Source organism: Evansella sp. AB-P1, assembly GCF_029688925.1.
GTDB lineage: Bacteria > Bacillota > Bacilli > Bacillales > Salisediminibacteriaceae > Evansella.
On sequence record NZ_JARUKY010000016.1, the window covers coordinates 1 to 19,527 of the forward strand.

At 35.9% G+C, this 19,527-nt stretch carries 21 protein-coding genes; all 21 read left to right on the forward strand.

The window, feature by feature from the left end; genetic code table 11:
• Positions 1-197: 197 nt before the first annotated feature.
• The 21 genes from rimP to QA612_RS16240 all read left to right on the forward strand — a co-directional run bounded on the left by rimP (position 198) and on the right by QA612_RS16240 (position 19,463).
• Positions 198-668, forward strand: a complete 471-nt coding sequence (gene rimP / locus QA612_RS16140) for a ribosome maturation factor RimP (RefSeq protein WP_278284845.1) — start codon at positions 198-200, stop codon at positions 666-668.
• Positions 669-924: 256 nt separating this feature from the next.
• Positions 925-2,061, forward strand: a complete 1,137-nt coding sequence (nusA, locus tag QA612_RS16145) for a transcription termination factor NusA (RefSeq protein ID WP_278284846.1) — start codon at positions 925-927, stop codon at positions 2,059-2,061.
• A 14-nt stretch (positions 2,062-2,075) separates the two neighbouring features.
• Entirely contained in the window at positions 2,076-2,354 is a 279-nt protein-coding gene (gene rnpM / locus QA612_RS16150; RefSeq protein ID WP_278284847.1) for an RNase P modulator RnpM, read from the forward strand.
• Positions 2,351-2,662: a YlxQ family RNA-binding protein gene (locus QA612_RS16155; RefSeq protein ID WP_278284848.1), complete on the forward strand. Its 312-nt coding sequence runs from the start codon at positions 2,351-2,353 to the stop codon at positions 2,660-2,662. Before rnpM ends, QA612_RS16155 begins: the two co-directional genes overlap by 4 nt.
• A 148-nt stretch (positions 2,663-2,810) precedes the next feature.
• Positions 2,811-4,958, forward strand: coding sequence for a translation initiation factor IF-2 (gene infB / locus QA612_RS16160; RefSeq protein WP_278284849.1), 2,148 nt, complete (start codon positions 2,811-2,813; stop codon positions 4,956-4,958).
• On the forward strand, positions 4,958-5,236 hold the full coding sequence (locus tag QA612_RS16165; protein WP_278284947.1) for a DUF503 domain-containing protein: 279 nt from the start codon (positions 4,958-4,960) through the stop codon (positions 5,234-5,236). Before infB ends, QA612_RS16165 begins: the two co-directional genes overlap by 1 nt.
• Before the next feature lie 34 nt (positions 5,237-5,270).
• Positions 5,271-5,621: a 30S ribosome-binding factor RbfA gene (rbfA, locus tag QA612_RS16170; protein ID WP_278284850.1), complete on the forward strand. Its 351-nt coding sequence runs from the start codon at positions 5,271-5,273 to the stop codon at positions 5,619-5,621.
• A gap of 92 nt (positions 5,622-5,713) precedes the next feature.
• Positions 5,714-6,649 carry a tRNA pseudouridine(55) synthase TruB gene (truB, locus tag QA612_RS16175; RefSeq protein ID WP_278284851.1) on the forward strand — a complete coding sequence of 312 codons (936 nt, stop codon included), beginning with the start codon at positions 5,714-5,716 and terminating at the stop codon, positions 6,647-6,649.
• Positions 6,650-6,686: 37 nt separating this feature from the next.
• Positions 6,687-7,625 carry a riboflavin biosynthesis protein RibF gene (gene ribF, locus QA612_RS16180; protein WP_278284852.1) on the forward strand — a complete coding sequence of 313 codons (939 nt, stop codon included), beginning with the start codon at positions 6,687-6,689 and terminating at the stop codon, positions 7,623-7,625.
• A gap of 144 nt (positions 7,626-7,769) precedes the next feature.
• The gene (gene rpsO, locus QA612_RS16185; protein ID WP_278284853.1) at positions 7,770-8,039 is read left to right on the forward strand and encodes a 30S ribosomal protein S15; all 270 of its coding nucleotides are present in this window, start codon (positions 7,770-7,772) and stop codon (positions 8,037-8,039) included.
• A 288-nt stretch (positions 8,040-8,327) separates the two neighbouring features.
• Positions 8,328-10,421, forward strand: a complete 2,094-nt coding sequence (locus tag QA612_RS16190; RefSeq protein ID WP_278284854.1) for a polyribonucleotide nucleotidyltransferase — start codon at positions 8,328-8,330, stop codon at positions 10,419-10,421.
• A 135-nt stretch (positions 10,422-10,556) separates the two neighbouring features.
• On the forward strand, positions 10,557-11,519 hold the full coding sequence (locus tag QA612_RS16195; RefSeq protein ID WP_278284855.1) for a polysaccharide deacetylase family protein: 963 nt from the start codon (positions 10,557-10,559) through the stop codon (positions 11,517-11,519).
• A 31-nt stretch (positions 11,520-11,550) separates the two neighbouring features.
• Positions 11,551-12,792: a M16 family metallopeptidase gene (locus QA612_RS16200; RefSeq protein WP_278284856.1), complete on the forward strand. Its 1,242-nt coding sequence runs from the start codon at positions 11,551-11,553 to the stop codon at positions 12,790-12,792.
• Between the two features lie 92 nt (positions 12,793-12,884).
• Positions 12,885-13,115: a YlmC/YmxH family sporulation protein gene (locus QA612_RS16205; protein WP_278284857.1), complete on the forward strand. Its 231-nt coding sequence runs from the start codon at positions 12,885-12,887 to the stop codon at positions 13,113-13,115.
• A 190-nt stretch (positions 13,116-13,305) separates the two neighbouring features.
• Positions 13,306-14,205 carry a dipicolinic acid synthetase subunit A gene (gene dpaA / locus QA612_RS16210; RefSeq protein WP_278284858.1) on the forward strand — a complete coding sequence of 300 codons (900 nt, stop codon included), beginning with the start codon at positions 13,306-13,308 and terminating at the stop codon, positions 14,203-14,205.
• A complete protein-coding gene (locus tag QA612_RS16215) occupies positions 14,206-14,799 on the forward strand; it encodes a dipicolinate synthase subunit B (RefSeq protein WP_278284859.1) in 594 nt (197 codons plus the stop codon).
• Between the two features lie 255 nt (positions 14,800-15,054).
• On the forward strand, positions 15,055-16,101 hold the full coding sequence (asd, locus tag QA612_RS16220) for an aspartate-semialdehyde dehydrogenase (protein WP_278284860.1): 1,047 nt from the start codon (positions 15,055-15,057) through the stop codon (positions 16,099-16,101).
• A 134-nt stretch (positions 16,102-16,235) separates the two neighbouring features.
• Positions 16,236-17,450 (forward strand): aspartate kinase, encoded by a 1,215-nt coding sequence (gene dapG, locus QA612_RS16225; protein WP_278284861.1) that lies wholly within the window; start codon positions 16,236-16,238, stop codon positions 17,448-17,450.
• Positions 17,451-17,471: 21 nt separating this feature from the next.
• Entirely contained in the window at positions 17,472-18,338 is an 867-nt protein-coding gene (dapA, locus tag QA612_RS16230; protein WP_278284862.1) for a 4-hydroxy-tetrahydrodipicolinate synthase, read from the forward strand.
• A 154-nt stretch (positions 18,339-18,492) separates the two neighbouring features.
• Positions 18,493-19,245, forward strand: coding sequence for a ClpP family protease (locus tag QA612_RS16235; protein WP_278284863.1), 753 nt, complete (start codon positions 18,493-18,495; stop codon positions 19,243-19,245).
• Positions 19,242-19,463 (forward strand): YlzJ-like family protein, encoded by a 222-nt coding sequence (locus tag QA612_RS16240; RefSeq protein WP_278284864.1) that lies wholly within the window; start codon positions 19,242-19,244, stop codon positions 19,461-19,463. The genes QA612_RS16235 and QA612_RS16240 overlap by 4 nt, the downstream gene beginning before the upstream one ends.
• Positions 19,464-19,527: the final 64 nt, after the last annotated feature.

Consider the following 19,527-nt stretch of genomic DNA (forward strand, 5'->3'; position numbering starts at 1 on the left):
GGTTAAAAACCCTAATTTGCAAGGAAGTATGGTTTATGTTATAGTTATATGGAAATACTAGTAATAGAAACGGCCAGAAAGAGTGGGGATAACCCACTCTTTCTTTTGCAATAAAATTGGTACATATTACATTTTCTTTCCATTTAAATAACGTATAACGGATAGATGTATCTATTAGTAAAAAAGGAGGTAGGAAGATGGCAGGAAATGCTCGTGAAGTGACAGAGACACTTGTTACTCCAATTTTAGAGGAGCTTTCTTTAGAGCTCGTAGATGTGGAGTTTAAAAAAGAAGGGAAAAATTGGTTCCTTCGTGTATACATAGATCGTGAAGGTGGCGTCGATTTAGAAGATTGTTCTGAAGTAAGTGAACGTTTAAGTGAAAGTTTAGATAAGCATGATCCTATTGATCAAATGTATTATTTAGAAGTTTCTTCCCCTGGGGCTGAACGGCCATTAAAAAAAGAAGAAGACATTGTCAAAGCTATTGGGAAGCATGTGAATATTACTACGTATGCACCAATAGATGGGGAAAAGGTATTTGAAGGAAAGCTTTTAGCTTTTGAAGACAATATCGCAACACTGGAATTAAAAGTAAAAACACAAAAGAAGAAAATGGAAATTCCTTATGATAAAATTGCGAAAGCGAGACTCGCCGTTGTTTTTTAAAATAATGGCATTGTTATAAAATGGTTGGTTTTTAAGGCATTTGATTTTTTAGGATGATGCGAGAACGCCTGTGAGAAAAGCAAAAGCAAAGGAAGTTTATGTATTGCCGGAGCTAGGACGGCGACATTATGCCGTTGCCTACAGGACGTGGACTGCTCTTAGGTGGAATTTGTGCGCCTAGGTAAAAATCAACAACAAATTTAACACAACTTAAATAATAAAATCTTTGAACTATTGAAAGGGGGATATATAATTCATGAATAGTGAATTCATGGATGCACTAACAAGCATCGAAAAAGATAAAGGTATTGATAAAGAGGTTATTTTAGAGGCAATCGAACAAGCGTTAATTACTGGGTATAAAAGAAACTTTAATTCGGCTCAAAATGTAAGGGTTGATATTGACAGAGAGACTGGGAATATCAGAGTTTTTGCTAGAAAAGAAGTGGTGGAAGAAGTATTTGACGCCCGACTTGAAATATCAGTGGATGCTGCTAAGGCAATTCATCCTCAGTATGATGTGGACGATATTGTGGAAATTGAAGTTACTCCAAGAGATTTTGGTCGAATTGCTGCACAAACTGCAAAGCAAGTAGTGACTCAACGTGTTAGAGAAGCGGAAAGAGGAATTATTTATTCTGATTTTATCGATCGAGAAGAGGATATTATAACTGGCATTGTACAAAGACAGGATCACAGATTCATTTATGTGGATCTTGGCCGTGTAGAAGCATTAATGCCTCTTAATGAGCAAATGCCAAATGAAACATATCGACATAACGATAGAATAAAAGCTTATATAACAAAAGTGGAAAAAACAACGAAAGGACCACAAATTATGATTTCCCGGACCCACCCTGGACTTTTAAAGCGTTTATTTGAGTTGGAAGTACCAGAGATTTATGATGGGACTGTTGAAATCAAATCGGTGTCTAGAGAAGCTGGTGATCGTTCGAAAATCGCTGTGCACGCTGAAGATCCAGATGTTGACCCAGTAGGTTCATGCGTTGGACCTAAAGGGCAGCGAGTTCAAACAATAGTAAATGAGCTTAAAGGTGAAAAGATTGATATTGTTCGTTGGTCCGAAGATCCAAAGGTTTATGTTGCTAACGCACTAAGTCCTTCAAAGGTTGTGCAAGTAACTGTAAATGAAGAAGAGAAAATGACGCAGGTTGTTGTTCCAGATTACCAATTATCATTGGCAATTGGAAAACGAGGACAAAATGCAAGATTGGCAGCGAAATTAACAGGATGGAAAATTGATATAAAAAGCCAGTCAGATGCAGAAGAGTTAGGTATTTATGATCCTCATGCAGTTGTAGAAGAGGCTACTTATTCTGATGAAAATCCAGAAGAAATATCCTTATCTGCAGAAGATGAACACACTGAATAAGGGAGTTGGAAATTGTGGCTGGGAAGAAAAAAACCCCCCTTAGAAAATGTGTTGTTACTAACGATATGAAGCCCAAAAAGGAATTAATTAGAATCGTTCGTACACCAGAGGGAAATGTATTAATTGATCCTACATCAAAAAAGGCAGGGCGAGGTGCATATATTTCTTTGGATAAAGAGGTAATACTCGACGCTAAAAAAAAGGATATTTTGTCGAAACATTTAAAAGTAGCTGTCCCACTTGAGATATATGAGGAACTAGTAGCAGAGACGACGAAGGGTAAGTTTAAATGACAAACAATAAACCATCCTCATGGCTTAATATGTTAGGATTAGCTAGTAGGGCAAGAAAGTTAGTGACAGGGGAAGAATTAGTAATTAAAGCAATTCAAAAACAAAAGGTTCATTTAGTTATTGTTTCTGAAGATGCTTCAATTAATACGAAGAAAAAGGTATCAGATAAATGCACGTTTTATAACATTCCTTATATAATTAAGGGCGATAGAGGAACATTAGGTCGTGCAATTGGTAAAGATGAACGTGTTATCATCGGGATAGAGGACAAAGGTTTTTCCAATAAAATAAGCTCAATAATTGAATAACTTCGTAATTATGCCATCACAGTAAAATTAACTACTGTATCATCATAAAGTTAGAAAAGCGAAATTTTTTCTGACTTTACTAAGAAAACCAAATTTTTTGATTTTATGCAACATAAGATGGATCTGCACGAAGGTGGGAGGTAAGTATATGAAGAAAATGCGTATATATGAATATGCTAAAGAAAACAATGTTTCAAGTAAAGAAGTCATCGAGAAATTACAGAATATGGGTGTAGAAGTGGCTAATCATATGAGTGTCATACAAGGAGAAACATTAGAAAAATTAAACAGTGAAAATAAAGGGTCAAAAAAACAAGAGCAAAAGCCTTCTACAAAGGTTGAGAACAGTAATAAAAAATCAGTATCATCATCTAATAAGAATAAAGAAACAAGTAATACTGAGCAAGGAACAAAAAATAAGAATGTAAAGAGAAAACGGGAAGAAAACAACAATCGTAATAATAAGAAACAAAATAAGCGTGGAGACAACCAAAACCAACAAGGACTGCCAAACAATCAAGAAAAAACTTCTAAGAAAGAAGAGACTCCATCAAAAGTAATTTACACTCCACCTATCACTGTTGGAGCTTTTGCTGAGCTATTGAATAAAGAACCTTCTGAAATAATCAAGAAACTAATGTTTTTAGGGGTAATGGCAACAATAAACCAAGAGCTTGATAAAGATTCCATTGAATTATTAGCAGAAGATTTTGGAGTGGAAGTTGAGGAAGAAGTAGTTGTTGACGAAACGGAATTCGAAAACTTTGAAGAAGAGGATGACCCAGCATTACTTCAAGAACGACCTCCTGTAGTAACCATTATGGGGCATGTTGACCACGGGAAAACAACGTTATTAGATAGCATTCGACATACGAAAGTAACAGCTGGAGAAGCAGGGGGCATCACACAGCATATTGGTGCTTATCAAGTACAAGAAAATGATAAAAAAATCACTTTTTTAGATACTCCTGGACACGCAGCATTTACAACAATGAGAGCAAGAGGAGCAAAAGTTACAGACATTACCATTTTAGTAGTTGCAGCAGATGATGGTGTAATGCCACAGACAGTAGAAGCAATTAATCATGCGAAGGCTGCTAAAGTACCAATTATTGTTGCTGTAAATAAAATAGATAAAGAAGGAGCAAATCCTGATCGAGTCATGCAAGAATTAACAGAGCATGGGCTAGTAGCAGAGGCCTGGGGTGGAGAAACTATATTTGTTAATGTTTCTGCATTAAATGGTACTGGAATTGATGAACTCCTAGAAATGGTTCTTCTAGTAGCAGAAGTAGAAGAATTAAAGGCAAATCCAGATAAGCGAGCACAAGGTTCTGTAGTAGAAGCAGAGCTTGATCGTGGTAAAGGAGCAGTTGCGACACTTCTTATTCAAAGTGGTACCCTTCATGTTGGTGATCCAATTGTTGTTGGAAACACTTTTGGACGTGTCAGAGCAATGGTAAATGATTTAGGCCGTCGAGTTAAGGTGGCAGGTCCTTCTACTCCAGTTGAAATAACAGGATTAAATGCGGTACCGCAAGCTGGTGATCAATTCCTAGTATTTGAAGATGAGAAAAAAGCACGTTCTATAGGAGAATCACGTGCCATGAAACAACGAGAAGCAGATCGTCGTGAAACGTCAAGAGTAAGTTTAGACGATTTATTTAATCAAATTCAACAAGGAGACATTAAAGAAATTAATGTAATTGTTAAGGCAGACGTTCAAGGTTCTGTTGAAGCAATGAAAGGCTCTTTGGAAAAAATTGAAGTAGAAGGTGTAAAAGTTAATATTATTCATACAGGTGTAGGTGCTATTGCTGAGTCAGATGTTATTTTAGCTAGTGCTTCAAATGCCATTGTAATTGGTTTTAATGTACGCCCAGATGTAAATGCAAAGCGAACTGCAGAACAGGAAAAAGTTGATATTCGATTACACAGAGTTATTTATAACGCTATTGACGAAGTAGAATCAGCAATGAAAGGAATGCTTGACCCAGAATACCGTGAAAAAGTGATAGGTCAAGCAGAAGTCCGTCAAACATTCAAAGTATCAAAAATTGGTACCATTGCAGGTTCTTACGTAACAGACGGAAAAATTACTCGTGATTCAACAGTACGATTAATACGTGATGGTGTCGTTATCTTTGAGGGAGAAGTGAACGCTTTAAAACGTTTTAAGGATGACGTGAAGGAAGTTGCACAAAACTATGAATGTGGTATTACACTCGAAAACTTTAATGATGTAAAAGAAGGAGATATCATTGAAGCTTACATTATGGAGGAAATTAAGCGTTGATAATAGGAACAATTATCGTTGAAGGGATTGTTTATGAGGCACAATCGTTAAAGGAAAAAAGATCTGTTCTAAAAAGTGTCATTACAAGGATACGTCAACGATATAATATTTCCATTATTGAATCGGATCACCAAGATGTTTGGCAACGAGTTGAATGGTCATTAGTCTCCATTGGAACAACTCGTACACAGGCAGAAAAAGAGCTGCAAAAAGCATTGGCGATCATTGATAGTCACCCAACCCTTGAAGTAACAAAGGTGTCATGGGAATGGTTATAACATAAGATTTATCATCGATAGGGGTGTTGTTATTATGAGTAATGTTCGTGCCAATCGTGTAGGAGAACAAATAAAAAAAGAACTGTCAGATATTATTCAGAGAGAATTGAAGGATCCTCGTATTGGATTTATTACTATTACGGCAGTAGAAGTAACTGGTGATTTACAGCAAGCAACTGCTTTTATTACAGTCTATGGTGATGATGAACAGCGTTCTAAAACATTACAGGGACTAGACAAAGCGAAAGGCTTCATTCGATCTGAAATTGGTAAACGAGTTCAGCTACGTAAAACACCCGAATTGTCTTTTAAATTTGATGAAAGTATTGAACGGGGCAATCGTATTGAAGAACTACTCCGAAATTTAAACAAAGAAGATAAATAAGAAAAATGATAAGAAAAAGACCTTCTTTAAGCAATCATTTGTTTGAAAAGGTCTTTTCTTATGAATTGGCATAATGTTAGGTGGTGAATCAAGTGGAGCATGCAACAGGTGTAATACCATTATGGAAACCTCGAGGAATGACTTCTTTTGGTGCTGTAAAAGAAGTTAAGAAAATATTTGAAACAAAAAAAGCGGGTCATACTGGAACATTAGACCCTGATGTAGATGGAGTTTTACCAATATGCTTAGGAAGAGCAACTAAACTAGTAGAATATTTAACCGCTGACCGCAAAATGTATGAGGGGGAAGTTACGTTAGGCTTCTCAACAACAACAGAGGATCAGTCAGGTGATTTGGTTGAACAGAAACAAGTAGATCGTCCCATAACATCAGAAGAGGTTGAGGCAGTATTTGGGGAACTTACAGGGGAAATAACTCAAACTCCACCTATGTTTTCAGCAGTTAAGGTTAAAGGGAAACGATTATACGAATATGCAAGAGAAGGAATTACAGTAGAACGTCCACAACGGAATGTTACAATATATAATTTAACCTTATTATCCCCCGTTACAATAACGGAAGATGGGCTTTGTCGCTTCTCTTTTCGGACAGAGTGTAGTAAGGGAACATATATACGAACTCTGTCTGTAACCATTGGTGAGAAGTTAGGTTTCCCAGCACATATGTCATTGTTAACACGAACAGCTTCTGGTGTATTCCAAGGGAAAGATTGTTTTACCCTGCCTGAACTAATAGAGTTGAAAAATGATAATAAACTAAAACAATCGTTAATTTCGATTGAAACTGCATTATCAACTTATCCAAAAATACTGGTGGATAGTGAAATAGAGAAAAAAGTATTAAATGGTGCCATTTTACCAGCATCTATTGCAAACGGAAACGTAGACGAAACGTTAGTAGCTTTGTATAATCAACAAGAGGAATGTTTAGCACTATATGAAAAGCATCCTAATAGAATTGGTATGTTGAAACCGGCAAAAATGTTGAGATCAGCAGACTTTTCTTAACATAACAGTTTTGTAACATTTTAATGAGGTGTCAAACTTGGAAATAATACGATTGGAATATCCTCTTTCTAAAATAGAATTACCACCACTATCTATTGCACTTGGTTTTTTTGATGGTGTACATAGAGGACATCAAGAGGTAATTTTAAACGCGAAGGAAGAGGGAGACAAGCGGGGATTAAAAAGTGCAGTCATGACTTTTTTTCCACACCCTAAAGAAGTTTTAAGGAAGAAGAAAGGTGTAAAGTATTTAACAACTATAAGAAAAAAGGAACAGCTTATACAACAGCTTGGGATAGACTATATGTTCATTGTTGAATTTGATCAAGCCTTTTCCGAATTAACACCACAACAGTTTGTCGATCAGTATTTAATTGATATAAATGTTAAACATGTTGTTGCTGGCTTTGATTATACGTATGGCCGTTTAGGAAAAGGAACGATGGAAACCTTCCCTTTTCACGCAAGGGACAAGCTATCCTTTACTACAATAGATAAAATTGAAGAGGATGGACAAAAAATAAGTTCAACTGCTATTCGTTCCTATTTAGAGCAAGGAAAAATACAACAGGCAAATCATTTCTTAGGTTGGTCCTATGAAATAGAGGGACTGGTAGTTCATGGAGAGCAAAGGGGAAGGGAAATAGGTTTCCCAACTGCAAACGTTCAAACAGAAAAACAAACGTTTATTCCAAATTCTGGTGTATATATCGTTCGTATTTTGGTAGATAATGTTTGGTATGATGGTGTGTGCAATATTGGTTATAAGCCAACTTTTCATGAAATAGAAAATAGGGAACAAGTAATCGAAGTCCATATACTTAATTTTAATAATAATATTTATGGCAAAACAGTCGTTATTCAATGGTTAAAAAAAATACGCAATGAAATTAAATTTATTTCTCTAGAGGAATTGAAAGGGCAAATCGCCAATGACGTTATGCATGCATTGGAATATTTTCAATCGAAAGTTTAATAAACAAACATTATTTTGCAAAAATCCTTGATAAATGATAAAAATATTAGTATGCTTATAGTTGTTCAAGAACCATTGCTTGGCGAAGCGATTCACCAACGTTCGGCTAGGCGTATGGGGATAATAATAAAGGAGGTGGATTGGATGGCATTAACACAAGAACGTAAAACTGAAATTATTCAGGATTTCAAGACTCATGAGAATGATACAGGATCTCCTGAAGTTCAAGTAGCTATCCTTACAGAGCAAATTAATACGTTAAACGATCATTTACGTACGCATAAAAAGGATCATCACTCACGTCGTGGTCTTTTAAAGATGGTAGGTCAACGTCGTAACTTGTTAACATATCTTCGTAACAAAGACGTTACTCGATACCGTCAGCTTATTGATAAGCTTGGATTACGTAGATAAATGCAAAGAAGCGGGAGTCATCCCGCTTTTTGTTATGTATAATATCAATTATTCTAATTGCCATTATATTTAATATTTTATTAATGCGCTTTTCTAAAGTGATATTAAAATTAGACAAGTATTTCTTATTTTTGATATTATTACTGTAGGAATTAAAGGATAATCTTTCCTCTATTTCCTTCGTGAATATATAAATTTATTTTCCACAACAGGTTTACTACATAAAAAAGTTAACAATAATTTATAATAGTAAAAGAATTTAAAAGGACGAGAGGAGTACTCGTAAAGATGACAGAAGAAAAAAAATCGTATTCAATTGAATGGGCAGGTAGAACATTAACCTTTGAAATAGGTAAATTTGCAAAACAAGCTAACGGGGCAGTTTTAGTTCGATACGGAGATACAGCTGTACTATCAACAGCTACTGCTTCAAAGGAACCGAAAGATCTTCCATTTTTTCCGTTAACAGTTAATTATGAAGAAAGATTATATGCAGCAGGTAAAATTCCAGGTGGTTTTATTAAACGTGAAGGACGGCCAAGCGATCACGCAGTATTAACAAGTCGCTTAATTGACCGCCCAATTCGTCCATTATTCCCTGATGGTTTTCGTAATGATGTACAAGTCATTAGTATTGTCATGAGTAACGATCAGGATGCGCCAGCTGAAATGGCTGCAATGATCGGTTCATCAATGGCTTTATGCCTTTCTGATATCCCTTTTGATGGCCCAATTGCAGGTGTTACTGTTGGTCGAATCAATGGAGAATTTCTAGTAAACCCAACTCCGGAACAGTTAGATAAAAGTGATATTAATCTAGTTGTTGCAGGCACAAAAACAGCAATAAACATGGTAGAAGCTGGTGCGGAAGAAGTACCAGAGGAGACTATGCTAGAAGCCATTATGTATGGTCATGAAGAAATTAAAAAAATCATCGCTTTCCAAGAAGAAATTATTAGTCAGCTTAAAGTGGAAAAAATGGATGTTAAATTATTAGAAGTAGATAAAGACCTTGAAGCAGAAATTCGTGACAAAGCTGGAGACGATTTAAAAACAGCTGCGATGGTGACGGAAAAGCATGCTCGTGATGAAGCGGTAAAAGAGGTAATGAATCGAATTATAGAAGAATATGTAACGGAAGAAGAAGATCGTTCATCAGATGCAAAAGAAATTTTGGACAAACTATTTAAAGAAACAGTTAGAAAGCTTATTACAAAGGATAAGATTCGTCCAGATGGTCGAAAAATTGATGAAATTCGTCCTTTAGCTTCTGAAGTTGATGTACTACCAAGAACACATGGGTCTGGCTTATTTACACGAGGTCAAACGCAAGCTCTCAGTATATGTACTTTAGGTGCACTAGGCGATGTGCAGATTTTAGATGGTTTAGGAATTGAAGAAACAAAGCGATTCATGCATCATTATAACTTCCCTTCCTTTAGTGTAGGGGAAACTGGACCTATTCGTGGACCAGGGAGACGTGAAATTGGTCATGGTGCATTGGGCGAACGAGCTTTAGAGCAAGTAATTCCTGATGAGAATGAATTTCCTTACACGATTCGTTTAGTATCTGAAGTATTAGAATCTAATGGATCTACTTCTCAAGCTAGTATTTGTGCTAGTACCTTGGCCATGATGGCTGCAGGTGTTCCTATCAAGTCTCCAGTGGCAGGAATTGCAATGGGTCTTGTAAAGGATGATGAGGATGTTTCTGTATTAACAGATATTCAAGGGATGGAAGATGCTTTAGGAGACATGGACTTTAAAGTTGCAGGAACGAAAAAAGGTGTTACTGCTCTTCAAATGGACATTAAAATTGCTGGGATTAACCGTGAAATTTTAGAGGAAGCGTTAGCTCAAGCAAAAGATGGTAGAATGAAAATTCTAGAAAATATGTTATCAGCTATTGAAACTCCAAGAGTGGATCTTAGTCACTATGCTCCAAAAATATTAACGATGAAAATTAATCCAGATAAAATTAGAGATGTTATTGGACCAAGTGGTAAAATGATTAACCAAATTATCGAAGATACAGGGGTTAAGATTGATATTGAGCAAGATGGAAAAGTTTATATTTCCTCTGTTGATAATGAGATGAACTTAAAAGCTAAACAAATAATTGAAGATATTATCCGAGAGGTTGAAGTTGGTCAAACGTACCTTGGAAAAGTAAAAAGAATTGAAAAATTCGGATGTTTTGTAGAGTTATTTAAAGGAAAAGATGGTCTTGTTCACATTTCTCAGCTTGCGAAGGAAAGAGTGAATAAAGTGGAGGACGTTGTCTCTATTGGAGATGAAATCCTTGTAAAGGTTACTGAAATAGATAACCAAGGCCGCGTCAACCTTTCTAGAAAAGCGTTGTTACCAGAAAATAAGGAATAACCATTTACCATAAAAGACTGGGAATGCATCCCCAGTCTTTTAAAGTTTTAAGTCTATAAAATATATTATTAATAAATCAGTTCGTTCTAACTTGTCCTTTCCATGCATATTTTTATAGCTGAGGGGGGACAGTGTATGATAAAGAAGTTTGTTTTACAATGGACTACATTTTTATTGCTATTAATCATTTCTTTTTCAACTGTACACAATCCAATTACTACAAGCTATATATATGAACTTCGTGATGAAGCTCAATTTGTGATGAAGCAAGATGATCCGTTATATGTAGAGATTCAAAATAGAAAGAAGGAATATGAAGCAGAACCACAAGATGCAGTAATTGATAAAGTATGGAAAGCTATTCCGGGCTATAATGGTATAGCTGTTGATGTACAGGCATCCTTTGAAGAAATGAAGGTAACGGGAGCTTTTCAAGAGGATAAGCTCGTATATCACCAAATTCCACCTAAGACAATGTTAAAAGATTTGCCACCTGCCCCTATTTACCGTGGTCATGGAGAAAAACCAATGGTTGGATTGATGGTTAATGTTGCTTGGGGAAATGATTATTTACCAACTTTATTAAAGATAATGAAGAAGTATGATGTCACTTCTACTTTCTTCTTAGATGGTTCTTGGGTGAAAAATAATCCAAATCTTGCTAAAATGATTGTAGAAGAAGGTCATGAAATAGGTAATCATGCATATAATCATCCAAATATGAAAAATTTATCTCGAAATCAAATCAATCAACAAATAGGAAAGACAAATGATATTATTGAAACAACAATTGATGTAAAACCTCTCTGGTTTGCTCCTCCAAGTGGTAGCTATCGCCAGGAGGTTGTAGATGTAGCTCATGAATATGGCATGCATACCGTCCTTTGGACAGTTGATACTGTTGATTGGAAGAATCCTGACCCAGTTAGTATGGCACAACGTGTAATAGCAAAGTCCGATAATGGTTCATTGCTATTAATGCATCCAACGAAATCAACAGCTGAAGGTTTGGAAGCTATGATAGAAGGTATTCAGGAAAAAGAACTACAGCTAGGACCGTTAAGCGAAGTACTTAATGAAAAAAGGATTATGAAATAAAATTATTTATGAGATTGAGGGAGGATCCTTCGTGATTAAAAGATTTATTGGAAATAATGGTTTAAGAATTGTATTTGAACCAAACAATTCAGTACGTTCTGTCTCTATTGGAATTTGGATAGGAACAGGGTCTCGATTTGAAACAAAGCAAGAGAACGGAGTTTCACATTTTTTAGAGCATATGTTTTTTAAAGGAACGAAATCTAGAACAGCACAGCAAATAGCTGAGTCATTTGACTCTATTGGTGGTCATGTGAACGCATTTACTTCAAAAGAATATACTTGCTATTATGCAAAGGTGTTAGATGACCATGCAAAGCATGCAGTAGACGTTTTATCAGATATGTATTTCCATTCTACATTTGATAAACAAGAGCTTGATAAGGAAAAAGGGGTTGTCTTAGAAGAAATTAAAATGTATGAAGACACACCTGATGATATTGTCCATGATTTATTGACGAAAGCTAGCTTTGGTGACCATCCATTAGGTTATCCAATATTAGGCACAGAAGAAACGTTAGCACAGTTTTCATCTAACTCATTAATAAATTATATGGATCAATATTATAACGCAGATAATGTTGTAATCTCCATTTGTGGTAATGTGGATGAAGCCTTTGTTGATTACGTACAAGAAATATTTTCACCAATGAAAAAGGGGACAGCAGAAAAGTCTTTTATTAAGCCGTCTTTTAACTCTGATCGTATAGTAAGAAAGAAAGACACAGAACAAGCACATATATGTCTTGGGTTTGAAGGGTTTCAATTAAGTGATGAGCAAATATACAGTTTAATATTATTGAATAATACATTAGGTGGAAGTATGAGCAGTCGTTTGTTCCAAGAGGTTCGGGAAAAGCGTGGATTAGCTTATTCAGTTTTCTCTTACCATTCAGCCTTTCATGATACAGGCATGCTTACAGTGTATGCTGGTACGGCTCAGAAGCATTTAGATGAGTTGTTCGAGGTTCTTATGAATACGATTGATACAATTCGAAACGATGGAATGACAGAAAAGGAATTAATGAATGGGAAAGAACAACTGAAAGGAAGCTTAATGCTTGGACTTGAAAGTACAAATAGTCGAATGAGCCGAAATGGTAAAAATGAACTATTACTAGGGCGTCATCGTTCTTTAGATGAGATCGTAGAGGCTGTAGACAAAGTAACCTTGAAAATGGTTCAAGATACAAGTAATAAAATTTTCTCAAAAGATTATTCTCTAACATTGATAAGTCCTAATGGTGAGTTTCCAAAAGGAGTAACACATTAAAATATGGCGAAAAACATGTTGCTAACATACAAGCAGCATGTTTTTTTATTTTTTTCATACGATGATATAAAAGGAATGAGGGGTTGATTTGTATGAGATTAAGTGAGATAAGCAATAAAGAAATTATCGACTACCAAAAGGGTGAAAGGCTAGGTGTGTTAGGGCAGGCGGATTTAATCATTGATGAGAAGAATGGAAAGGTGGAAGCATTTGTCATACCAACTTTAAAATGGTTTGGGTTAGGAAAGCGAGAGAAAGAAGTAACAATTTATTGGAAGCAAATAAAAAAAATTGGTGCGGATATGATTATTATTGAAGTATGAGTTGTGGATAAATCATATAGAAAATTATTGAAAAACTCGGCAGACATGGTGCAGCCGAGTTTTTTTTATTTTATTTCTGTCCACGTTTCACACGTATTAGAGCATTCACATAAGATGTTGTGAGTTAAACATCGCAAGCAATTCCCCCTTTAAAAATTAAAAATTATCTTAGGAAAGGGGAGAATATCTTTTGTTAACAGATATGCACATAGCCATTGTTGGTGGGGATGCTAGACAGTTAGAAGTTATTCGTAAGCTATCAGAGCTTGATGGGAAGTTATCTCTTATTGGATTCGACCAGTTGGACGATGGATTTGTTGGAGCTAAAAAGCAAACCTTCCAAACGCTTGATCCAAGTACAGTAGATGCAATTATCCTGCCTATAAGTGGAATGAACCAAGATGGAGAGGTAGAATCAATTTTTTCAGGTGAGAAAACAATATTTCCTGAAAATTGGCTTGAAAGTACGAAAAAAAACACAAAGTTATATACAGGTATATCAAATGAAAGGTTAAAATCAATGGCTAGCGACGCTAAATTAGAACTATTAGAATTAATGGAACGAGATGATGTTGCAATATATAATTCCGTTCCTACAGCAGAAGGAACGATTATGATGGTCATTCAAAACACAGATATTACTATTCATAATGCCAATATTATTGTAACTGGCTTAGGGAGAGTCGGAATGACGATAGCTCGCACCTTTAAGAACTTAGGTGGAAAAGTAGAAGTTGTTGCTAACGAACCAGAGTTAAGAGCAAGAGCACTAGAAATGAATATGAATAGCTATCCGGTTGAATCACTTCCTAAATGTGTGAGAAAAGCAGATATCATTATAAATACAATTCCTGCCAAAATTTTAACAGTAGATGTATTATCACGAATGCCCCCCCATACTCTCGTTGTTGATATTGCATCGAAGCCTGGAGGAACCGACTTTAGATATGCAGAAAAAAGAGGAATTAAAGCTCTATTGGCTCCAGGTTTACCTGGAATTGTTGCTCCTAAAACAGCTGGCCAAATTATTGCAAAAGTGCTGTCAACATTACTTTTGGAGCAATGGGAAAATAAAGGAGGAAAAAATTAAATGTCACTTAAGGGGAAACATATAGGGTTTGGTATTACGGGTTCTCATTGTACGTATGAAGAGGTTGTCCCAGTAATGGAGCAATTAGTAGAAGCAGGTGCAAAAGTTACCCCATTTGTAAGTTTTACTGTACAATCCACAGATACAAAGTTTGGTAATGCTAAGGATTGGCTTGCAAAAATTCAAGAAATGACTGATGAACCTATTGTAGATACAATTCCAAAAGCTGAACCATATGGACCTCAAAAACCGTTAGATTGCATGCTTATTGCACCAATGACAGGAAATTCAACAAGTAAATTAGCTAACGCATTAACAGATTCTCCTGTATTAATGGCAGCTAAAGCAACACTTAGAACAGGTCGACCAGTTGTCCTAGCAATTTCAACTAATGATGCTTTAGGTCTAAACGGAGTAAATGTAATGAAACTAATGTCAACAAAAAACATTTATTTTGTCCCATTCGGGCAAGATCACCCATATAAAAAACCAAATTCCCTTGTAGCGGACATGACAAAAATTCCAGAAACGGTAGAATTTGCATTAAACCACCAACAAATTCAACCAGTTTTAATTGAAAGATACAAAGAATAGTGAAAAAAGTATAAACAATTGCTAAAATAGAAATATGCTGTAAGATTACTAGTGTATGTCTTACTCAATATGAATGCTTTCCGTAGTTAAGGTGGAACCTTAACTACGTATGTTTTTTCAGTTTTCCATGAAAAGATTCTTAAATTTAACAAATTTAATAATTAAACTGAGATATACTTTTCAATAATTATATGAAAAAACGAGAAAGCAAACTACATTCTATTTTAGTTGCTATTAGAAAGGGGAATTTTTGTTATGAATAATTCAGGATATCATGTAGCAGTAGTTGGTGCTACAGGGGCAGTAGGTCAACAAATGTTAAAAACATTGGAACGATTAGAATTTCCAGTTGCTTCTTTACTACCACTTTCATCTAAACGATCAGCAGGAAAAAAGGTGATTTTTAAAGGAGAGGAATTAACAGTTCAGGAGGCAACCCCTGAATCATTTGAAGGAATTCAATTAGCATTATTTAGTGCAGGTGGTTCCGTTTCGAAGGCACTTGCACCAGAAGCTGTAAAACGTGGAGCAATAGTAGTAGATAATACGAGTGCTTTCCGAATGGATCCAAACGTACCACTCGTTGTACCGGAAGTAAATGAAGGGGATTTAAAGGTACACCAAGGAATTATCGCAAACCCTAATTGTTCTACGATTCAAATGGTAGCGGCATTAGAACCAATTCGTGAAAATTTTGGTTTAACAAAAATTATCGTATCTACTTATCAAGCTGTTTCTGGAGCGGGAGCAGAAGCAATAGATGAGATGTATGAACAAACAGAGCAAGTCCTTAACAAACAAGAGATTAAAGCAGAAATTTTACCAGTAGGTGGAGACAAGAAGCATTATCAGATTGCTTTTAATGCTATTCCACAGATTGATTTATTCCAAGAAAATGGTTTTACGTTTGAAGAAATGAAAATGATTAATGAAACTAAAAAAATTATGCATGATGATTCTTTACATGTAGCTGCAACTTGTGTACGTCTACCCGTTGAAACAGGACATTCCGAATCTGTTTATATCGAGGTTGAAAAGGAAGGTCTAGGAGTTAATCATCTACATGATGTTTTACAAGAAGCTCCAGGACTGACATTACAAGATGACCCATCAGTTCAACTATACCCAATGGCCACAGATGCAGCTGGGAAAGATGGTGTGTTTGTAGGAAGAATTCGAAAAGATTTAGATAATGATCAAGGCTTCCACCTATGGGTTGTAGCTGATAACCTATTAAAAGGTGCCGCTTTAAACTCAGTGCAAATCGCCTTTTCATTAGACAAATTAGGCTTACTGAAATAATAAAAAGACAATGTTAATGAGATTTTAGGATAACAATTCAGCCGCTGCTCATTGAACGTGGGCAGCAGTTGGCTGAATGAAAGTCGATCAGTTTTTCTTCTAATTTCAAAAAAAGGTAGAGTAAGGAGAAGAATATGAAAATTGTAGTCCAAAAATTTGGTGGAACTTCTCTAAAAAATGACGATGTTCGTAATCGTGCAGCTGAGCATGTTGTTAGCGCTTTAAAAGAGGGTTATAAGGTTGTTGTGGTTGTTTCGGCAATGGGAAGAAGTGGAGACCCATATGCTACAGATACACTATTAAATTTAGTTGAGAATATTGAGACACATGTTTCAAAACGAGAATTAGACTTATTAGCTTCTTGTGGTGAAACAATTTCTTCTGTTGTTTTTTCTAATTTGTTAAATCAAAAAGGGATAAAATCATTAGCAATGACAGGAGCTCAAGCTGGCTTTCGAACAAACGAAGAATATACGAATGCTAAAATTGTTGAAATGAAAGTCGATGCCTTAAAAAATGAATTAGAAAAGTACGACGTTATTGTGGTAACTGGTTTTCAAGGAGAAACTCCTAAAGGAACAACAGCTACGTTAGGAAGAGGTGGCAGTGACACATCTGCTACAGCTCTTGGAGCAGCTTTGCAAGCAGAAGTAGTTGATATCTTTACTGATGTAGCAGGAGTTATGACAGCTGATCCCCGCATCGTTGAGAAAGCAAAACCATTGTCTGTTGTAACCTATAATGAAATTTGCAACATGGCATATCAAGGGGCTAAAGTGATTCATCCACGTGCTGTGGAAGTAGCCATGCAAGCAAAAGTACCAATACGAATTCGATCAACTAATTCCAATGATGAAGGCACGTTAATTACATCTAGTACTACAAAAACGGTAGGTAGAGATGTGGAAGAACGTCCAGTCACTGGGATTGCGCACGTTAACAATGTTACACAAATAAAGGTATTTGCCGAAGATGGAGATTATGATCTTCAGTCGAAAGTCTTTAAAGCGATGGCAACGGAAGGTATATCAGTGGATTTTATCAATATTCATCCACTAGGTGTCGTCTATACAGTAAATGATGATGTTGCCGACCATGCAGTATCAACATTAGAAGAATTAAATTTACACCCACAAATATTGAAGCATTGTGCAAAGGTTTCTGCCGTTGGGGCAGGAATGACAGGAGTTCCAGGAGTGACATCGCGAATCGTCGAAGCGTTAGCTAGTAAAAACATTCCAATTCTCCAATCTGCCGATTCTCATACAACAATTTGGGTATTAGTAAGAGGAGAGGATATGATAAACGCTGTCAATGCTCTCCATGAAATGTTCCTTCTAGAGAGATGATGATTAAAGGAGAGGATTTACATGAATTTCGGTCGAGTTGTTACTGCGATGGTTACACCGTTCGATTCTAAAGGTAATATTGATTTTCAAAAAACAACAAGGTTAATTGAGCATTTAATAGAGAATGGTACAAATAGTATTGTCGTTTGTGGTACAACTGGGGAATCACCTACGTTGTCCAATGAGGAAAAATTAGCTTTGTTTGAACATTCCGTAAAAGTGGTAAATGGAAGAATTCCTGTCATAGCTGGTACAGGTTCAAATAATACGTATGCTTCCGTAGAACTTACTAGGAAAGCAGAAGTTATAGGTGTTGATGGAATTATGCTCGTTGCACCATATTATAATCGTCCATCACAACAAGGAATGTATGAGCATTTTAAAACAATTGCTGAAAAAACATCATTACCAATTATGCTCTATAATGTTCCTGGTCGTACTGCTACCAATATGACTGCAGAAACAATTATTCGCTTGTCTAAAATAGATAATATCGTTTCTGTTAAGGAAGCAAGTGAAGACTTAGATCAGATGTCAGCTATTTTAGCGAATACTTCTGATAGCTTTCTTCTCTATTCTGGAGATGATTCGTTAATTTTACCAATTATGTCCATTGGTGGAGTAGGTGTTGTTTCGGTGGCAAGTCATGTGTTAGGAAATGAATTACAAGAGATGATTCAAGCCTTTGAAGGAGGTAATATAAAAAAAGCTGCACGTATGCATCAAACGTTATTACCAAAAATAAAAGGTCTCTTCATGGCTCCTAACCCAACTCCAGTAAAGACAGCTTTGCAATTAAAAGGATTAGATGTAGGCGGAGTCAGATTACCATTAGTACCTCTAACTTCTGAACAGCGTCATTTACTGTCAACACTCTTACAACAATAGTGTGAAAAGCTCCGTGTCTCATGACGTGGAGCTTTTGCTTTTATTGGAGAAACATTATTAAAGATGAGAAGGAGAGAATCTATGATTATCAACGGTTTATTGAATGAATCGTTCCGATAAATAACATACTATGGTTGAAAGGAGTGGGTAAGTAATGAGTGATTCTTCAAATCCACAACCATCACCATCTAATCCAAATCAAGATCAAGGCAAAGAACAAAAGGACGGTATTTTGGATAAAATACAGCAGCTTGGACAGACGAATGTACCACAAATGGATCAGTCAAACATTCATGTTTTAACCATTATCGGACAAATCGAAGGTCATATGCAGCTTCCACCACAAAATAAAACAACTAAATATGAACATATTATTCCTCAGTTAGTTGCAGCAGAGCAAAATCCAAAAATTGAGGGCTTACTAATTATATTAAATACGGTAGGTGGGGATGTAGAAGCAGGATTAGCTTTGTCTGAAATGATTTCTTCCATGTCTAAACCGACGGTTACACTTGTATTAGGTGGCGGTCATTCCATTGGAGTACCTATTGCTGTTGCCTCAAATTATTCCTTTATAGCAGAAACTGCAACGATGACCATTCATCCTGTCAGGCTAACAGGTCTTGTTATTGGCGTTCCACAAACGTTTGAGTATTTAGACAAAATGCAGGATCGTGTCATTAGCTTTGTAACACGTCATTCATCTATTACGGAAGAAAACTTTAAAGAACTCATGCTTTCAAAAGGAAACTTAACAAGAGATATAGGGACAAATGTGATCGGAAAAGATGCTGTTTCCTCTGGATTAATAAACGAAGTTGGTGGAATAGGACAAGCGATCAAAAAGCTCAATGAATTGATTGAAGAGGGCAAACCAACGACTGATGGAAAGGATGTGATTCAATGATTTTATATACGTATACTGCCGAACAATCCATCTTTCCAGTTGATGACAGAGAGTTTTTAAAACAAAAAATGATTGATATTCCTGGTGGGCATTTATTATTAGAAAAGGATGAAGGAGAAAATAATGATGGTTATCGAATCGTTCGTCTGTATTCTACGGATCCTAATATGTACTTAAATCAACAGTATACTCCTGGTCAACGATATACTCTCGAGTAAATCATGATTAAATTTTTTATCGTTATATAGTCATTTACTTAGCTTTTGTGATATAATAATGAAA

Bases quoted from the DNA above. Each gene is read 5' to 3' on its own strand.
- QA612_RS16190 (WP_278284854.1), top strand. From the start codon at position 8,328: ATGACAGAAGAAAAAAAATCGTATTCAATTGAATGGGCAGGTAGAACA.
- nusA (WP_278284846.1), top strand. From the start codon at position 925: ATGAATAGTGAATTCATGGATGCACTAACAAGCATCGAAAAAGATAAA.
- dapA (WP_278284862.1), top strand. From the start codon at position 17,472: ATGAATTTCGGTCGAGTTGTTACTGCGATGGTTACACCGTTCGATTCT.
- QA612_RS16155 (WP_278284848.1), top strand. From the start codon at position 2,351: ATGACAAACAATAAACCATCCTCATGGCTTAATATGTTAGGATTAGCT.
- QA612_RS16235 (WP_278284863.1), top strand. From the start codon at position 18,493: ATGAGTGATTCTTCAAATCCACAACCATCACCATCTAATCCAAATCAA.
- rimP (WP_278284845.1), top strand. From the start codon at position 198: ATGGCAGGAAATGCTCGTGAAGTGACAGAGACACTTGTTACTCCAATT.
- asd (WP_278284860.1), top strand. From the start codon at position 15,055: ATGAATAATTCAGGATATCATGTAGCAGTAGTTGGTGCTACAGGGGCA.
- rpsO (WP_278284853.1), top strand. From the start codon at position 7,770: ATGGCATTAACACAAGAACGTAAAACTGAAATTATTCAGGATTTCAAG.
- QA612_RS16205 (WP_278284857.1), top strand. From the start codon at position 12,885: ATGAGATTAAGTGAGATAAGCAATAAAGAAATTATCGACTACCAAAAG.
- QA612_RS16195 (WP_278284855.1), top strand. From the start codon at position 10,557: ATGATAAAGAAGTTTGTTTTACAATGGACTACATTTTTATTGCTATTA.
- dapG (WP_278284861.1), top strand. From the start codon at position 16,236: ATGAAAATTGTAGTCCAAAAATTTGGTGGAACTTCTCTAAAAAATGAC.
- QA612_RS16215 (WP_278284859.1), top strand. From the start codon at position 14,206: ATGTCACTTAAGGGGAAACATATAGGGTTTGGTATTACGGGTTCTCAT.
- rbfA (WP_278284850.1), top strand. From the start codon at position 5,271: ATGAGTAATGTTCGTGCCAATCGTGTAGGAGAACAAATAAAAAAAGAA.
- QA612_RS16240 (WP_278284864.1), top strand. From the start codon at position 19,242: ATGATTTTATATACGTATACTGCCGAACAATCCATCTTTCCAGTTGAT.
- infB (WP_278284849.1), top strand. From the start codon at position 2,811: ATGAAGAAAATGCGTATATATGAATATGCTAAAGAAAACAATGTTTCA.